Origin of the sequence: Methylophaga nitratireducenticrescens, from assembly GCF_000260985.4 — a bacterium.
Classification (GTDB): domain Bacteria; phylum Pseudomonadota; class Gammaproteobacteria; order Nitrosococcales; family Methylophagaceae; genus Methylophaga; species Methylophaga nitratireducenticrescens.
On record NC_017857.3, the window covers coordinates 1983894 to 2000407 of the forward strand.

Annotated in this window: 16 protein-coding genes; 4 read left to right on the forward strand and 12 right to left on the reverse strand. The window is 38.9% G+C overall.

All coding sequences use genetic code 11. From position 1 onward, the window contains the following. Position 1: 1 nt before the first annotated feature. Complete coding sequence (locus tag Q7A_RS09450) at positions 2-397, reverse strand: group II truncated hemoglobin (RefSeq protein WP_014707123.1); 396 nt, start codon at positions 395-397, stop codon at positions 2-4. Positions 398-529: 132 nt separating this feature from the next. On the opposite strand from Q7A_RS09450, the gene fae reads away from it, so the two are divergent. The 3 genes from fae (at position 530) to Q7A_RS09465 (ending at position 3962) form a co-directional block, all read left to right on the forward strand. Further along, positions 530-1081 carry a formaldehyde-activating enzyme gene (gene fae, locus Q7A_RS09455; protein ID WP_014707124.1) on the forward strand — a complete coding sequence of 184 codons (552 nt, stop codon included), beginning with the start codon at positions 530-532 and terminating at the stop codon, positions 1079-1081. A 418-nt stretch (positions 1082-1499) separates the two neighbouring features. Continuing rightward, positions 1500-2000: a hypothetical protein gene (locus Q7A_RS09460; protein ID WP_014707126.1), complete on the forward strand. Its 501-nt coding sequence runs from the start codon at positions 1500-1502 to the stop codon at positions 1998-2000. 39 nt (positions 2001-2039) lie between these two features. Further along, positions 2040-3962 carry an ATP-dependent DNA helicase gene (locus tag Q7A_RS09465; protein ID WP_014707127.1) on the forward strand — a complete coding sequence of 641 codons (1923 nt, stop codon included), beginning with the start codon at positions 2040-2042 and terminating at the stop codon, positions 3960-3962. A gap of 32 nt (positions 3963-3994) precedes the next feature. Here the strand turns inward: Q7A_RS09465 and Q7A_RS09470 are convergent, their stop codons facing one another. The 8 genes from Q7A_RS09470 to Q7A_RS09505 form a co-directional block, all read right to left on the reverse strand. After that, positions 3995-4366 (reverse strand): DUF2237 family protein, encoded by a 372-nt coding sequence (locus Q7A_RS09470; RefSeq protein WP_269147706.1) that lies wholly within the window; start codon positions 4364-4366, stop codon positions 3995-3997. 14 nt (positions 4367-4380) lie between these two features. Continuing rightward, on the reverse strand, positions 4381-4767 hold the full coding sequence (locus Q7A_RS09475; RefSeq protein ID WP_014707129.1) for a 4a-hydroxytetrahydrobiopterin dehydratase: 387 nt from the start codon (positions 4765-4767) through the stop codon (positions 4381-4383). A gap of 52 nt (positions 4768-4819) precedes the next feature. Next, positions 4820-5104 carry a hypothetical protein gene (locus Q7A_RS09480; RefSeq protein ID WP_014707130.1) on the reverse strand — a complete coding sequence of 95 codons (285 nt, stop codon included), beginning with the start codon at positions 5102-5104 and terminating at the stop codon, positions 4820-4822. Between the two features lie 421 nt (positions 5105-5525). After that, positions 5526-6515, reverse strand: a complete 990-nt coding sequence (locus Q7A_RS09485) for a tyrosine-type recombinase/integrase (RefSeq protein ID WP_041354506.1) — start codon at positions 6513-6515, stop codon at positions 5526-5528. 60 nt (positions 6516-6575) lie between these two features. Beyond that, complete coding sequence (locus Q7A_RS09490; RefSeq protein ID WP_014707132.1) at positions 6576-8120, reverse strand: hypothetical protein; 1545 nt, start codon at positions 8118-8120, stop codon at positions 6576-6578. 9 nt (positions 8121-8129) lie between these two features. Next, the gene (locus Q7A_RS09495; RefSeq protein ID WP_014707133.1) at positions 8130-9089 is read right to left on the reverse strand and encodes an ATP-binding protein; all 960 of its coding nucleotides are present in this window, start codon (positions 9087-9089) and stop codon (positions 8130-8132) included. Between the two features lie 8 nt (positions 9090-9097). Continuing rightward, the gene (locus Q7A_RS09500; RefSeq protein ID WP_014707134.1) at positions 9098-10948 is read right to left on the reverse strand and encodes a DDE-type integrase/transposase/recombinase; all 1851 of its coding nucleotides are present in this window, start codon (positions 10946-10948) and stop codon (positions 9098-9100) included. Positions 10949-10987: 39 nt separating this feature from the next. Next, positions 10988-11698, reverse strand: coding sequence for a PDDEXK family nuclease (locus Q7A_RS09505; RefSeq protein WP_014707135.1), 711 nt, complete (start codon positions 11696-11698; stop codon positions 10988-10990). Between the two features lie 263 nt (positions 11699-11961). Here Q7A_RS09505 and Q7A_RS09510 point away from each other — a divergent pair, with 263 nt between their 5' ends. Further along, the gene (locus tag Q7A_RS09510; RefSeq protein WP_041354507.1) at positions 11962-12399 is read left to right on the forward strand and encodes a helix-turn-helix domain-containing protein; all 438 of its coding nucleotides are present in this window, start codon (positions 11962-11964) and stop codon (positions 12397-12399) included. A gap of 300 nt (positions 12400-12699) precedes the next feature. On the opposite strand, the gene Q7A_RS09515 is transcribed toward Q7A_RS09510, so the two are convergent. The 3 genes from Q7A_RS09515 to Q7A_RS09525 all read right to left on the reverse strand — a co-directional run bounded on the left by Q7A_RS09515 (position 12700) and on the right by Q7A_RS09525 (position 16243). Beyond that, positions 12700-13485, reverse strand: a complete 786-nt coding sequence (locus Q7A_RS09515) for a lipopolysaccharide kinase InaA family protein (protein WP_014707137.1) — start codon at positions 13483-13485, stop codon at positions 12700-12702. Next, positions 13479-14168: a class I SAM-dependent methyltransferase gene (locus Q7A_RS09520; RefSeq protein WP_014707138.1), complete on the reverse strand. Its 690-nt coding sequence runs from the start codon at positions 14166-14168 to the stop codon at positions 13479-13481. The genes Q7A_RS09515 and Q7A_RS09520 overlap by 7 nt, the downstream gene beginning before the upstream one ends. A gap of 317 nt (positions 14169-14485) precedes the next feature. Beyond that, the gene (locus Q7A_RS09525) at positions 14486-16243 is read right to left on the reverse strand and encodes an LTA synthase family protein (RefSeq protein ID WP_238595898.1); all 1758 of its coding nucleotides are present in this window, start codon (positions 16241-16243) and stop codon (positions 14486-14488) included. Positions 16244-16514: the final 271 nt, after the last annotated feature.

Consider the following 16514-nt stretch of genomic DNA (forward strand, 5'->3'; position numbering starts at 1 on the left):
TTTACTCCGATTCCTGTCGATTACGCATAAAATCTGCGGTCTGGGCAAATGAACTCATTAGTTGTGTAGTAAATAACGGATCGAGATCCATTGTGTTTAGTGCCTCCGTCATACAATAAAGCCATTGATCACGCTCTTCTATACCAATGGAAAAGGGTAAATGTCTAGATCTCAATTTTGGATGTCCATACTTTTCCGTATACAAAGGAGGGCCGCCTAACCAACCAGTCAAAAACATATACAGTTTATCTTCACTAAGTTGTATTTCTTGCGGATGCAAGCTCCGAATGAGCTGGGTTTGCGGCGTCTCGGTCATAATCTTATAAAAGGTGTGACAAAGTTTACGAACGGCTGATTCTCCGCCAATGCGTTCATAAGGTGTTGCAATATCGGTCATGCTAAATCCAAGCAAAAAAATGTCAGTTTACTCTGCATCAATATTGTCATAAAGGTTTATAAGGTTGCGACATGTGGTTCAGACCGGGATAATGATTTGTTTTCTTAGTACTAATTCAAGGAGCAATAGCTTATGAGTGAGAGAATTGTGATGCGAACTGGTGAAGCATTGATCGCTGATGGCCCACCATTGACTGCTGCGGAACCAGAAGTTGTTATTGGCGAATTGGATGGACCAGTAGGAACTGCCTTTGCTAATTTAATGGGTGATCAGGTCAAAGGTCATTCACGTGTTTTAGCGCTGATGAATACAGATGTTCAGGTTCGTCCTGCGACAATTATGGTCAGTAAAGTAACTGTTAAAAACACTGCCTATACCAATATCCTGATGGGGACAGTTCAAGGTGCAATTGCCAATGGTGTATTGGATGCTGTACGTAACGGCACTATCCCTAAAGAAAAAGCCAATGATTTAGGCATCATCGTGTCAGTCTGGTTAAACCCTGGTATTACTGGCGTTGAAAACCTGGATCACGAAGCGTTATTTGATGTGCATCGTCGTGCGACTACTCGCGCCATCGAGAAAGCGATGAATCATGAACCAAGCATTGATTATCTTCTGGAAAACCAGGATAAGCTGGTTCATAAGTATTATCAGAAAGAACTGGATGCGAAAAAATCATAATTGAATTTTTTGCATTGGTTTGTGGTCTTAATAAGGGCCTGTTGATCTTTCATAACCGCCTCTGTTGTGACTGAAAATGTACCAATCAAGGCGCGAGGAGTGAAGTTTAGTCACTCTAAATAAATGACGAGCAACGCAGAGTAGTGCATTTTCAGCCACAACCCGAAGGGCTGGGACTATTTTTCCGCCCTACCGCGTTGGAAATGACTTATGTAGGACAACTACATCGCATCATTTCCGCCGCCTTGTTGGATGAAAAATAGCCTCCAGCAGTGGTGGTTATGAAAGGTCAACAGGCCCTAGTAGGTTATTCACAGCCTCGACAAAATTTACGGTTTGTCTGCGAAAGCAGGCAGACCGTTTTTTTTTGCCATGTATAATGCTTCAATGTGAATAAAAAAAGCGGTCTGAGATAGAAATGGATTTATATTCCATCGATACATTAATGCACGAAACCCGACAGCTGGCCGCACGCTATCGTCAGGCGACTGGCAGCACCTTGCCGGTCACCGGTGAAATTGCTCGTTTTGATGCCGCAAAATCGCTGGATCTGCAGTTACTGGATAATTTGAATTCCAGTTATGACGCAATCGGCAAAAGTGGCACATTAGCCGATCAAAAACTGGTGATTAAAGGTCGTGCCATTTTTGATAGCAGCAAATCCACCCCACGAATTGGTCAATTAAACCCAACACAGGAATGGGATGGAGTGTTACTGGTATTGTTTGATGATGAATATCAGCCAATAGAAATATTTTATGCTTCCAAGCAGGTTATCCAGGAAGCACTGACTGATCGTGAGAGTAATCGTAAAAAACGTGGCGCCATGTCTATCGCCCAATTCAAAATTATCGGTGAACGGATCTGGACGGCTGAAAATGGTGCAGAACCTGAAATCTGGGATAATCAGGCTACGTGATTTACCCAGACAGGTTAATGGAGTTGTACGGACGTTGTTATGCAGGATGATTTACAACAGATTTTTGCTGATGGCGGCATTCTTGCCAGGCAAATCAAGGGATATCATCCGCGTCAGGCACAACAGGAAATGGCTCAGCGTATTGCCGATACCCTGGCCTCTGCTACAGTTTTAGTCGCTGAAGCCGGAACAGGCACCGGTAAAACCTTTGCCTACCTGGCACCCGCCATTTTATCCGGTCAAAAAGTTTTTATTTCCACCGGGACTAAAAATCTTCAGGATCAATTATTCAGACGCGACTTACCCACATTGCGGAAAGCGTTGGCTGTACCATTTCAAGCGGCCATCCTCAAGGGGCGTAGTAATTATCTATGCCATCATCGACTGACTCTGGCAGAACAAGATCCTTTATTACTCTCGCAAAGTGATGCTTTAAGGTCTTTACGTGATTGGTCACAAAGCTCCAAAAATGGCGATTTAAGCGAGTCCGATCTGCTGGAAAACCAATCAAATCTATGGCCAAGAGTGACCTCAACTGTAGATAACTGTCTGGGACAGCAGTGCCCTGAATATCAGCAGTGTTTTATTGTGGAAGCCCGTCGTCGAGCCCAGGAAGCTGATATTGTGGTGATTAATCATCACTTGCTGATGTCTGATTTTGCCTTGAAATCCGCAGGACAGGGTGAGGTATTACCAACGGCTGATGCTTTTATAATTGATGAGGCACACCAGCTCCCAGCGATTGCAGGTCAGTTTCTCGGCAATCGAATCAGCAGCAATCAAATCGTTGAACTATGCCGGGATACCGTGCAGGAAGTTCAGGAACACGCAGCCGACAGCAAAACCCTGGGATTACATGCAGAAAAACTGCAAGCCAAACTACAATCGTTACGTCTGCACATTGGTAATGTTGAACAACGTACGCCCTGGTTAACACAGTTATTCAATGATGAAATTAAAAATAATTTCAATGAGTTAGTTGATTATCTTGAAGTGTTTGAATCAGAGTTGGAACCCCTGGCGGTTCAAAGTCCGGGGCTATCGCAATGCCATGTTCGAGCTAAAGAGCTAGTCAATATTATTCAATTATTCTCTGAGCAAAATGACGATAATCTAGTGCTTTGGCTCGATAATCGACCAACTGGATTTGTTTTACATGCCACCCCGTTTGAAATTAGTCAGCATTTTCAACAATGGCTGGAAGAAAAACCGGCGGCATGGGTTTTCACCTCAGCAACTTTAACTGTCGCCGGCAAATTTAATCACTTCTGCCAGCATCTTGGCATTGAAAACGCTGAATATGCCAGCTGGGAAAGCCCGTTTGACTATGCAAAACAAAGTCTTTTGTATTTACCCAATATTCCAGTTGAACCCTCAGATCGGCAATACAATCAATACGTTGCTGATATAGCTAAAGAAGTTATTTTGCACAGTCAGGGACGCATCTTTTTATTGTTTACCAGTTATCGGGCAATGCATGAAGTAGCGGATTTACTGGCCGATCTGGATTATCCATTAATGGTGCAGGGGAGCGGGGCGAAGGCCACCTTACTGGAAGAGTTTCGTCAGCATGGCAATGCCGTTTTACTGGGAACAAACAGTTTCTGGGAGGGTGTTGATGTACGAGGTGAAGCCTTATCCTGCGTATTAATCGATAAAATTCCATTTGCCTCGCCGGGCGATCCGGTATTGGAAGCACGCATCAATAATCTGCGAGAGCGGGGCGGCAACCCGTTTCGCAGCATTCAAATTCCATCTGCAGTCATTCAGTTAAAGCAGGGAATAGGTCGTTTAATTCGTGATGAACAGGATCATGGTGTATTGATCCTGTGTGATCCACGGCTGTTAAACAAACCCTACGGCAAAGTGTTTATGCGAAGTCTGCCTGCCATGCCGATCACACAGGATATCAATCAGGTCGAAGATTTCTTTGTGCAACGACAAGTTAAAACTGCAGTTTAGTTTTTTAATATCAATAACTAAACATGCAAACCTTACATCAAATCTAACGCATATTTTTTCAATAACGCTAACGGAACAATCTCTGTGGCACGCTGATGAGTACTGGCAAGCACGACTCTTGGCGCTACTTCATGCTGTTCTGCCTCAAGCCAGCGCTGGGCGCATAGACACCATCGATTCCCCGGTTTTAATCCTGGAAAATCAAAATCCGGAACAGGGGTGCTTAAGTCATTGCCACGAAACCGTGAAAATTCAAGAAATGCCTGAGTTACTTCAACACAAACCGTATGCGAGCCAAAATCCTGATCACTAGTATTACAGCATCCATCGCGGAAAAAACCAGTCAGCGGATCATGACTGCAACTTTGTAATGGTTCGCCAAGAACATTTAAAGAAGGGCTGATATCCAATTCCATAATTAGTCGTATTTAATGTATTTAAAACGAGCATCATCTGGAGTACCAACCAGTGCTCCACCTTCAATCAGCCCAGGTTGCCACATAACGACTTCTTCGATTTTATTCGCCAGTTCAAAATCTTTATCAGTAATGCCTTTCGCTGCATGATTAGTCAGCTTAACAATAACAAAAGCATATGAAACAGTGAGATCAGGATGGTGGAAGGCGGCTTCAGCCAAATGTCCTACTGTATTAACGACCATTAAAGTGGATTTCCAACCGCTGGTTTTGTATTTTCGGCGGATCCAGCCATTCTCAAGATACCAGTTTGGTAACTCAGCCTTAAGCCTTTGTTCGACTTCAGCATCAGAATAGGTTTTTTCGTTTTCAGTTTCTCTCCAGCTCATGTTTTTTTCCTCATTTTATAAACCAACTGATAAGAGTCAGTGTAAAGCAATATTAAGTTTCACACTTACTACAGAATTGTTTGGCAATCTGCAGAGACTCATTCATATCAAAGTGGGCATCTTTAGACTTCAACTCCTGTAGATGGGTTTTAATTTCATCATCGCTAATATGCTCATAATTTGCTACCTGTTCGTAGGCATAGTGAGCGGCAAGTTTTTCACCGCTGTCTAATTTGTATTCACCAAAATATTTTACCTCCGAAGATGCTTCGGTAGTATTTATCCCATCAACAATCTGCTCAATAGAATTCGCATCTTTTATAAAGTCAGCAGCCATGATTTCCTCCTGGTTAACAAACAGAGTTTTCATCGTAACGTTTTTAAACGATGAGTTCTTATACATAGATTAAGACAAACCCGAAAACTTAAACTATCCATTCTTTTTGTACCAATTAATTCAAAAGGGATGTATCTGGTAAATCTTTAGTTGATAAGTACTTACATTCAATATAGGATTTGATAATCGGTACATAATTTTACATAATATACATTATACGAACTTATAAAAAGACAAGAAATCGAGAGAAGCCATGCTCGAATCCAGTTCCGAGTTAACTGTGATTCTTAGTAAAAGCATGTCCTTTTCAGAACTAAAAGTATGTCTCTTTGCATTAAAACTATGTCCGAAGCTCTGAAGTTTGTAATAAAAGTATGTCCAAAGCTCCGACGTATTATTAAAAGTGTGTCTTAAGCTCGCGTTAGTTTTTTGAATTCATGATGCTTTGATATGGTAAATGCAACATTGTCGCAGCAGTCCTCATATCTTCTTCAGGTCTCAAATCATAACCACTGGTTGTTCTTGGATCACTGTGCCCGGCCATTCTTTGCACAGTTAATAGATCAACACCTTTAGCTAATAAACTTGATATAAACGTTCGCCTGAAATCATGGGGTGTTAATGCCGGTGTTCCGGCCTGTTTCCAACGTTTCGTTAAGACTCCGTATATCGCTTGGTCAGTCATACTCGTATTTTGAATAACTTTGCCACTTTTAAGAATTCGGCAAAATAATGTGCCTGGCCAGTCACCCCGAAGTGTTATCCAATCACTTAATGCAGCTTGTGTTCCAGAATCCATGAAGACTTTACGTTCTTTATTCCCTTTCCCAATCAAACGTATTTCTCTGTTTTCGACATTTACATCCTTATAAGATAATGCTGCAGCCTCACTTCTTCTCAGGCCACATATATAAAGAATGCCAATTATTGCTATATCTCGTATTCCAGCAGGACCTTCATCAGTAATACAGGTGTATATCAATGAACTTAGTTCTCCTGCTGGGACAACCCTTCCTGATTTTAATCGTGATCCACGAACCATTTTCACACCGCGAATACGTTCTAGATCATCACCATCCAGTTGATACATATTAAAGGCCGCTGTAGCCACACCTCTAACTGCAGCTAAGATGGCATTGATGGTTTTGGGTGCGTAACCGTCATTTTTCAATTGCCCTAGTAATTCTTGCACATGGTGATATCTCAGATTTCCCCAAGGAGCTGAAAGATAACTGTCATATCCGAATAAAACAGCAATCTTATTCATATGACTTTTGACCATTCGCTTAGTGTGATCGGCTTTACCAGATAGATAGGTATCTACCGGATTTGAACCGGCAGGTAATTTTCCAATTAGAACTGGTAAATCTTGTTTAATGACATCTGGAAAGTCATCGTGATCTTCACTCAAGTTTGATGCCCTTTTTAACTGCTTATTACTTTTGATAAGAGATATTATCATAAGCTATATTTAGCTTATTTTTACTATTGGTTTTTTTGATAACATTTCAAAATAGTCGTACTTATTAAATGGTTTTCCACTGATTTTGAAAACAGAATGTAATTTTCTGTAATTAGTAAAGCATTGTTGCTTAATTGGGGTAAATCCGTTGAAACCGCTTTTTTGCAAAAAAATTAGATCTTTTATTGCTGGACCCTCCCTGAAAATCCAAACTTTATTTGTTTCTGACTCCATTTTGTAAGCCACAACTAATGAAAATAATGGATGGTCTTCCCCCACTCTGTCTATCAGTCTGCACCATATATCTTGTTCAATCCCAATAAGCCCTTTACTTAGTCGATAGACTTCGTTACTAAATAGCTGAACTATAAACTTACGGATCCAGATTTTGCTTAATCGAACTAGGATCTTCACGTGATTTGCATCATGAATTTCGAAGTACTTGAGTAAAGGGGCAGCAAAATGTGTATACCACATCCCTATTAACCAATAATGTGAACTGAATACATCACTAAACTCGTGACCTCTTTGATATCTATAATACATTGCATGACAAAGCTCAACGTAAGCATGTGCCCAAATCGTATAGTTTTCCCCATAAAATATATTCGTGTACCGAGTCAGAAAATAAGCTGTTCTGTATTGATTTCTGCTTATATTGAACCTGCTTTCTATTTTTGTGAGCTGATCTTGACTAAACAATAATAATTCCTCACATAAATTATTAAAACTGAGTTTTTTTTGCAAAATCGAAGCACTATCAGGTAGTTTTGATGCTCCTGAGCACAGTTCATATTCAACTTCACCCTTTATAAAAAACACAGTGTCTTGTAGTGATTTCCATACTTGTTCAGGAGGCTTTGAGAGTGTCAAAGCTATGTTCAAATTGCCATAAATATTCATCCAAGCATATTGCGAATATATTTTGTTAAGATCGGTTAACCAAACCTCATAATCTTTTAAAAAGCTCTTTAAATTGTTCTGAAATAATTTTAGATTTTTGGATGAGATATTATTAAAGGTAAGATTTTCATGACCACAAAACTTGCATTTAAAAGCATTGTAAATTTCCTTTTTTCTATTGCCCGAATCAATTTGGAAGTATCCAATCTGTTTTGAACAACTTGAACAGGTATCGTGTAATTTGACTTTATGTATAGGACAGAAACCGAATAATTTGATTTGGTGAAGAAATAGATGTTTACCCAGCTTTGCACATTCTGGACATATGGTTATATTTTGGTGGCACAATTGTGATTTTTCGAGGCGTTCAAAGGGGATCCAACTTGGAAAGTAAAAATATCCAAAACTTTTTTTATAGTCGTTTTCCGACACATATAAGCTGCTTATAGCTGTAAAATCTATGCCGTCACATTGAGAAGCAAGTGTTCTATTAAAAAGCGGTCCTTTATTTGGTTTATCTAAAAAAATCAGTTTTATTTCACGCCAGCATAAATAATTATCTGCGGCTGTTTTACTCATAATTCCAAGTATTGATTCGCCAAGAACTTCTCTTTTAGACAATCCAATTAAGGTATTGGCTTGTAAAAGCATTTATTGAGCCTAGCCCAGGTCTTGAAACTGAATTGCTACTTGAAGCAGTCCTCTTTCAATCAGCCCTTCAGTGAGAGTGAACTCTGGTGAGTCCATTTGTTGAATAGTACGAAATAACCATATGAAATAGGCTGTGAAAGGTTGCATTGGAAAGCCGGGGCCAGCTGTAGTAATACCCTGGCTAGCCAGCATCTCATTCAACACTCGCCAAGTTAAGTCAGCATCTTGTTCTACCCTCCATCCTCGCTGATATGCAAGAGGTGCAAAAAACTGTGTGTATGAGCAACCTGAACCAATTGGGAATTCAGAGTCATTATCTAAAGAATGCATGATTCTTTTTAAATCATTTAAATTTTGTAATCCATGAAATTCATGACTATCGGTCATAAATCTCCCCAACAAATGTCGTTCCTTGCGGGTGCGAAGATCATTCTTCATCATAAGTAGTTCTGGCTGTCCAACCAGAATAGTAATTAGCCTTATATTGGCAAATTTGAGTTGATTATGGATATCCATTAGATATCGAAGCTGGCTACTAGACAACCATTGAGCTTCATCAATTATTAACAAATACCTATGTTCTTTTTTATCTCGGGTTTTACCAATAATAAAGTCAATAGCCCTCCTCCGTTTAATGGCCGCGGTACCTGAATTAGGAATTGCATAGCCTAATGCATAAAGTAACTCGCCAAAGAAACGATTTTCGGTAGTGCTGGTTACGGTTGGTTCCCATGCACTTAGAATGATAGCCGGTATATCTTCTCCAAGTGATGTTTGTATATTGTTAATGAGATATCTTAATGCTTGAGTTTTTCCTGTTCGTTGATTGCCGTAAACAATACCCCCAGGAAGAAGATTCATTAGCCAATATCGAAGAGTATTGATAAATTCTTCGAGCGCTCTTGTAGGAAAAATAGCATTATCTTGTAACAACGGATGAATTTGATCTTTGTCCTCGAAAGTTGTCATGAGATTGACTACCTTAAGTTAGAAATTTTAGACAAAAATATGGTTTTTTCTGGAATAAAAGCTTTAGTTTTTATCTCTTTTTTCTTCTCTTGAACATCCTTTTTAAGGATACGGCTCACTCTTATATATTCATTACGCTCTTTTCTGCTGATTAAAGAGCGCTCTGCTAGGAAATCTATGTATTTAGTAATAGGTGAATTACCTTCAAATTGGATTTTCTTATCCTTTGCAAGTTTTAGGATAGCTATCCGATCTCTTAATGAATGCTGGTGTTCTGCCCATTGTCGATTTACTGAAACTTCAGCAAGATATTTTCCATTACTTTTAAATAATCTTCCTTTACGTATATCTCTGATATCTGTTTCGAAAATGGCTGATTCACCGATCAACTCTGGACTGGAAGTTAAAGTAGGACTGCTATAACGGGCATTTTTGAATTGAACATATGGAGGATGGCCCTGAGCCTTATTCCCTCTAATTTTCAGTGGAAACTGTCGTTTAAAGAGTTTTTCCAAAGATAAATCGTCTTCACTTAAAGAACGAACTAAATCAGACTTATGCAATAAGGAATTGTTTAAAAATTCTAGTGGACTACTGCCGTTGAGGGACGAATGTGGGCAGTTGTTATACCACTGAATTGTCAGCTTAGCTGCATGTTCGATATCTTCTACATGAATAGCTAAATCATTAGCTGCTTTGAGTGGATTTCTTGTTCTTGGATCTTTTGGAGAACTACCAGTGGTAGTTGGAAATTGATGGAAGGATTCTTCTTCAAGAGTTTGAAAAAATCTCTCTACAATCGCATTTGAACGAGGCCTTGCAGGCCTATTTGTAATAACTTCCTGAACCCCTATTTCTATTAACTTTTCTTGTAACCAAGAAGACGTTTGGGAGAATGCATTATCAAATTTTATGCAATTAAAAAGTCTACCTTTACATTCTTCAATCTCATAATAAGGTAGCCCAGGCAACATTGCTTCGGATGACTGCAAAGAACCAGCGATACAAGTTAAAACATCCTCAGAAGAATAGTTTTGCTTCAGACTTATTGAATATCCCAATACTGCTCGGCTCGCTGTATCGATGAGCGTTAACAGCCAGATCCGAGATAAATTAACCCTCTGAATATCCCCGTATTCATCCATTAGCTTTATGGAAATTTCAGTGTCAACTTTGTGACCATCAAGTTGCACCACATCATATGGTTGTAAAGATGCTGTTGGCGAAATGGAATGAACACTATTGACACACAACCTACCTGACGAGTCACCATAATCAACTTTAGCGGCTTGTGCAAAATGTGAATTCTTCAACCTTACACAATAATTTCTTACAGCTCCCATTCCCATATCATTATTAGTAAATGGGTAATCGAAATTAATATCTACCCCCTCATCCTGACAACATTGTCTGAAAGCTTTATAGATTCTCTTATAAAATCTTCCCCTCACTGCCACGTGACTGGGGCTTGAGCGACCGAGTGCCCAGGCGTCGAGTTTTTGTTTAACATTTGGGAATTTCTCAAGAAAATAATTAAATCTACCAGCCCCAGCCAGCATTAGAGGATTCGAACGTTTATAACCCTTGAGATTCAGATTAGGTATGCAAGCTAAATATCCGAAATATATGCCATTTTCAGAGAGTGTTAGGGCTCGTTTGCGTATACGTTTTATTTCGCTTTGAGATAGCTTTGTTATCACAGCTACTTGTTCTAACGAGTATTGTGTGGAAAGATAAAGATCAAGCGCTTTTTTTCTTTGTTTATACTTCCTTAGCTTACTTGTGCTGAAATTACTTGTATCCACTGGAAACCAGTTTTCCATGTTTACTTGAATATTCTCATTTATTGAAGATTTCATGATAGCTGTTCTCCTGAATTTTCAGATCACAAAAATCCGTTAATCATCATGATTGATCAAGCTGAGGGTGGTCATACCTGATAAGCGAGCGCTATTCAAATTTGCCGACATCTGACCTTGATGAATGAGCTTTGCAATAAAGCAGATAATCTTTTCATTTGAAACCTCAGGCATCTGTGCAAAAACTTGATAAATAGTGGCTTTATCAATCCCTTTAAGAACATGAATAATCATTTCAACTATCCAAGGTTCATCTGATTCATATGCCGTTCTGGCATAGGGAAGTAACCGTCGCCAATTAGCTATTTCCAATGATTTTTCATTTATTGTTTTATCAGAGAGTACTTGACAGGTATAAGCGTTAGCCCTGCATATATCCTGAATCACTTCCCAGTTTTTAGGGATTAGATTGTTGTTCGATGAACGCTCCATGCTTGATTCAGGTTTTATTTCATAAAAGCATTCGTTTCCCGATGTCCATTTAAAAGAAATATCGAAGGTAAAGTAAGGTCTATTACCAAATGGCATATGGATTCGAAGTGGTTGTTCGCATACTTCAATAATATTAGGGTCGGATTCAGCCCAATAAATGGCATCTGCTTCAAGAGGACTCTCTACACATACTGTCCTCATGCCAGCTTTAATACTAAATAATCGATGAAATTGATTGGCAATTCTTCGCCTGGGAGGTATGGGAAAAGGACCTCGTGAAAACAATCCCGGTGCGGTTGTTGAATATATTTTCCCCATCACCCGCCTCCATTTCAGTTTCTAGTAAAAACAAATAAGAAACATCTAATGAACACAAGATTTAGAATTATTCAATATTTTGCGGATGTGTTATAAAGTTTTAATTTAAAAAAATTTCATAATTTCGCAACCTATTTGAATTAACAAATCGGTTAAATTCGGTTGCAGATAATATAAAACTGTAATCTAGTTTATGGGTTATTGCCAAAATCATCAGATAGGCTTAAATTAAAATACTTGTTTTGTTTCATGGTTTCGTGACGATGAACAACAGAAAAGAGGTATTTTTATCATCCAATCTCTTATTCCTTCGAGAGATTGCGAACCTTAACAAAGGTGAACTTTGTTCAGCAGTAGGTACCTCAAACTCTGAAATTGGGCATTTGGAAAATGATGAAATTTCAAAACCCAATTACTTCATGATCGAAGCACTTGCAGATTATTTTGGTGTATCCATTGAGCCATTTGTCCGTGAAGACTTATCGAAAAGAAATCCCACCGAACTTCTTATTCAGCGTGCTTTAATGAATCTACCAGCATTGGAGGCAGCAGAACTTCGTTCTTACTTAGCAGTCTCTAATGACCTGTTGGAACTTTTATCCGATAAAAAATATTTTGACTATCGTCAACGTTTAATCCGAGCCTTGCCATCTAGAAGGCTACTTATATCAAAAGATAATAACGCTGATGAGGACGAGTGAAAGATGACACATATCGCAGTGTGAAAAACGAGTAACCCCTCGCGGTGCGCTGTTCTAAGGGAAGCGGGAGGGGTCTTGTTAGCTAGAATTATATCAATGTGGTTTCGAAAAAAATACGTTTGAAAGTTGTGTTATTACTGAAAGCTAATCACAAAATTAGAAAATTTAATACCTAAATGTTTTAATCAAGATCATTTAATCCAGACTTGAAATGTAACTTGTAAAACTTCTCCTTAACCTCATATTATTTCGTAAAACTGGCCCCCCCAATATCAGATAAATATATATTAGTCATCACAATCAAGTGATGAGTGCTGATTCAAATTGTTTTCTAGCATCATCTTTCCATTTAATCCTTTTGCACACCGTATTAATGATTTTTTTTGATTGACACGATATTTTCGGCTGTTCAAAGTAAGCTTGAAAAAATAATACCTTTTCCCTCGCGGACCAAATCTCACTTAGATGACGAACAAAGGTGGTTAAATCATGGATGACTGCCAATTTTTTTACTAAACGATATTTCATCTTCTCAAGATCGATAAGTTTTACATCCCAACCATTTGCACGTTGACGAACCATGATGTGTTTTGGGTAGAGACAGTTATGTTGGTAATGATGTAGATGTAAATGGCGTATTACTATGGCTATACTAGAAATCAATGTTTTTTTGTCTTCTGGTACTAAAGTTGAAAGTTCAATTTTATCCAAACTGATATACCTTTCTAACGCCTTGGTAACTAGAACAGCTTTGGCACCTTTTGTACCGAAATATAAAACGTCCAGCGTTGGGATATTTTTGGCATGAAGTAATTGAATGTTATGGTATTCACGCAAAAAAGTTGGAATACCGTTAAGTGGATGCATAAGCGTCCTTGTCATATGATTTTCTTGCCTCTTGATAAAAACTTTTTCTGATCTCCCAAAGTTATCAATCATACATTTGACAACACCACTCCAACCGCCGCGACGAACATTGGGTGTTTCAAACCAGGGTGTATTAATATGCCAAAGTTCTTCAAAAACATTACTGTCCTTGTTAGGGGGCGAGCGTAACAAACTGACTCTATTGATAGTGTTTAACATGAAATATTCTCATTTTTTTCGAGAATATAAGTTCGCCACATCGCGTATTTCGGGATGAAATCTAGATAGGCTTTTATACTGAAACCAGCCTCGTTGAATTCTTTTTCAATAGTCTTTTGAGGTATGACAAAACGGTTCTGATAATGGCGTTTAGTTCGATTCGATTCGAGTTTTTTTCGTTTCCAGGCTTTAACGTTACCATCCACCCAAAGAGAAACAATCACTGTGGATTTACTTACACGGTGAAATTCTTTTAATAGTTTAAGACGATCCTCGGAATAACCAATATGGTGTAATAAACGGATGCAGAAAATATTGTCAACATAACCGTCACTAAGTGGTAATGAAAAAGCAGAAGCTTTAAATGTATGTATTTTCTTAATGAGTTGTTTTTCGCGATATTGCAGTCCTATATCAATCATTTTCTGACTGTTATCACAGGCATAGACATGCCTTTTAGGGTTTTCAGTCAGCACATCCCAAAAGCGTCCGGTGCCACACGGGACATCCAATACGCTTGTCGGATTACCCGCTATTTTTAAGGCTTTTCTGGCGATCTGTTGATCACGCCAGTTTGACAGTTTTCTTGCTAATCCATCTGTGTGTTTCTGGAAATAGGCTTTCGCATGTTGTTCATTATATTTTTCAGCAAATTCAAGTTGCTTGCTCGTTTGGTTTGACATAATAGGCCGCTTACTCAATCAGATAAGGAAGCAGCATTGTCTGACTTGAAACTTAAGATAGGCTTAACTTAATTGATGTCTCCAAAATATGAGTTTGAACATAGAAATGTCCATATGAGTGGTGTCTCTATTATATCCTGAGCATGATCTGGAAAGTACGTCGAGACACCTCGCTTATCAGCAATTACTAATTTTTCAATTAATGTTTAAACATAATAAAATATTGTGGAAAATCGCATTGTGTTAAGTCTTAAAGACTTCGGTTTAATTAAAATCAGTGATTGATTTTGCCAATGTTATTTTCAATCCGAGTGTTGTTAATCACTGATTCCATAACGTTGTTCTCGATATAGCCATGAAGGTAGCAATGAGTGTGCTAAAGCTTCCTTCTCTTGTGACTCACTTGCGTCGCCAATAACTTCCATACGTCGTTTTAACCGATCATATTGTCCAGATTTGGATGGTTGATCCATCCTTAAAACCGTCACATCTGTCCCCTTCATAAGTGCAAAATAGTCAGCAAATTGCATCATGGCGCGGCCAGGTGAAAGCTGTTCTGACTCAATGGTTAAATCGCGTCCAATCATCGGATGATTCGCAGAAACCCCCATTAAAGATAACAATGTAGGCGCTAAATCAACTTGACTGGACACAGTTTTAATTTGCTTTGATTCCATATCAGCACCGACTATTAATGCTGGGATATGAAACCCTGAGATTGGAACTAAATCGTCGCCATAAACCCGATTAGTATGATCTGCCACGACGAGAAACAGTGTGTTATCCCAATAATCACTTTGTTTAGCTTTATCAAAAAACGCTCCTAATGCGTAATCAGCATATTTAACTGTGTTGTTATCCGTTTGCTTAGGCTGGTCATAAGGTTGAATACGACCATCAGGATATTCAAAAGGTGTGTGATTGCTAGAGGTAAAAACAAAACTCAAAAATGGTTGATTTTTAGCATTTAACTCCGAAAGACGTTGATGTGTTTTATTGAGTAAATCTTCATCAGACACACCCCAGCTACCTGTAAAGATTGGATCCTCAAAATCACGCTCATCAATGACAGATTCGAAGCCATTGCCAATAAAGAAGCTGGCCATATTGTCAAAATGAGACTCTCCACCGTAAATAAATTCAGTAAAGTAGCCCTGTTGTTTTAATAAACCACCAAGTGTGAAAAAGTTCTGTTGGGCCAATGACAATTTAACAACGCTTCTAGCCGGTGTCGGAAGGTAACCACTGACCACCGCTTCAATACCCCTAACAGATCGCGTTCCGGTTGCATAAAGTTGTTCAAACCACCAACCTTCTTTTTTTAATCGATCGAGATTTGGTGTTACCGGCAGTCCACCAAGAGATTCAACATAACTTGCTCCCATGCTTTCTTCCAGAATTATTACCAAATTGAGTGGTTTATCTCGGTGTTGAGTTGCTTGCTGAAAATGCATGGTAGGATTCTTTGCATCAGCATCATTTGGAATCCATGGATAGAGTTGACTCAACGTGCCAAGGACTTCTTCATGAGACATTTTTCCATAAAGCTCTGAGGATTTGTCTTCGTGCTGCATATTGTAAATCGCAAAATAAACAGACCATGCCGAATTGATGTAAAGACTATTAACCATGGCATCTGAAGTTCTGGCAAATAATGCTGGATTTGCTGGACGATGTCCGAGTGAAGACCGGATCATCAAAGCTAGGATTACCACCAAGACAGGCCAAAACAACCATATCTTCCATTCTGGCCAATCAAACTTGAAGTTGATGAATTGTAATTTGAGTAATCGTGTGATGCCCCAACCCGATAATATCGTTACCAGACTCCCTACCAGAACTTCAGCCCTGAAACCGTTCCATAGCATTGAAGATACTTCATGAGGGTATTTAAGATATTCAATAAACAGACGATTTGGCCTCAGATCATACTGCATGATAAAAGCGGGTGTAGAAATCTCCATAAAAACAATAAACGTCAGGATCAATACGCTCCATATCAATAATATCCACCGAGAGACAGGCCAAAACCATCGATTAACAAGTATTGGTAGTAATAGAGCTATGGGACTCATTAACATTCCCATAATAATCAGATCCGATCTAACACCCTGACTGAACATAGTCCAAAGGTCTGTGACAGCCGAAACTCTTTCCCATTGCCAAACCACCAAACCCATTCTCGATAATGAGAGGATGAACAATCCTAGCAACATGATTTTGATAAATAATTGATATGGCCCAAATATCAGCCAGGTTCGGTTTAGATTCTTTAGCATTTATTTATATTTCCCGTATGCATTAACTGCGTCTTATTCGCTGATATAAGTAGTCAGCTGCAAAGAT

Bases quoted from the DNA above. Each gene is read 5' to 3' on its own strand.
- Q7A_RS09450 (WP_014707123.1), bottom strand. From the start codon at position 397: ATGACCGATATTGCAACACCTTATGAACGCATTGGCGGAGAATCAGCC.
- fae (WP_014707124.1), top strand. From the start codon at position 530: ATGAGTGAGAGAATTGTGATGCGAACTGGTGAAGCATTGATCGCTGAT.
- Q7A_RS09460 (WP_014707126.1), top strand. From the start codon at position 1,500: ATGGATTTATATTCCATCGATACATTAATGCACGAAACCCGACAGCTG.
- Q7A_RS09465 (WP_014707127.1), top strand. From the start codon at position 2,040: ATGCAGGATGATTTACAACAGATTTTTGCTGATGGCGGCATTCTTGCC.
- Q7A_RS09475 (WP_014707129.1), bottom strand. From the start codon at position 4,767: ATGAGCTGGAGAGAAACTGAAAACGAAAAAACCTATTCTGATGCTGAA.
- Q7A_RS09480 (WP_014707130.1), bottom strand. From the start codon at position 5,104: ATGGCTGCTGACTTTATAAAAGATGCGAATTCTATTGAGCAGATTGTT.
- Q7A_RS09490 (WP_014707132.1), bottom strand. From the start codon at position 8,120: ATGCTTTTACAAGCCAATACCTTAATTGGATTGTCTAAAAGAGAAGTT.
- Q7A_RS09495 (WP_014707133.1), bottom strand. From the start codon at position 9,089: ATGACAACTTTCGAGGACAAAGATCAAATTCATCCGTTGTTACAAGAT.
- Q7A_RS09500 (WP_014707134.1), bottom strand. From the start codon at position 10,948: ATGAAATCTTCAATAAATGAGAATATTCAAGTAAACATGGAAAACTGG.
- Q7A_RS09505 (WP_014707135.1), bottom strand. From the start codon at position 11,698: ATGGGGAAAATATATTCAACAACCGCACCGGGATTGTTTTCACGAGGT.
- Q7A_RS09510 (WP_041354507.1), top strand. From the start codon at position 11,962: ATGAACAACAGAAAAGAGGTATTTTTATCATCCAATCTCTTATTCCTT.
- Q7A_RS09515 (WP_014707137.1), bottom strand. From the start codon at position 13,485: ATGTTAAACACTATCAATAGAGTCAGTTTGTTACGCTCGCCCCCTAAC.
- Q7A_RS09520 (WP_014707138.1), bottom strand. From the start codon at position 14,168: ATGTCAAACCAAACGAGCAAGCAACTTGAATTTGCTGAAAAATATAAT.
- Q7A_RS09525 (WP_238595898.1), bottom strand. From the start codon at position 16,243: ATGAGTCCCATAGCTCTATTACTACCAATACTTGTTAATCGATGGTTT.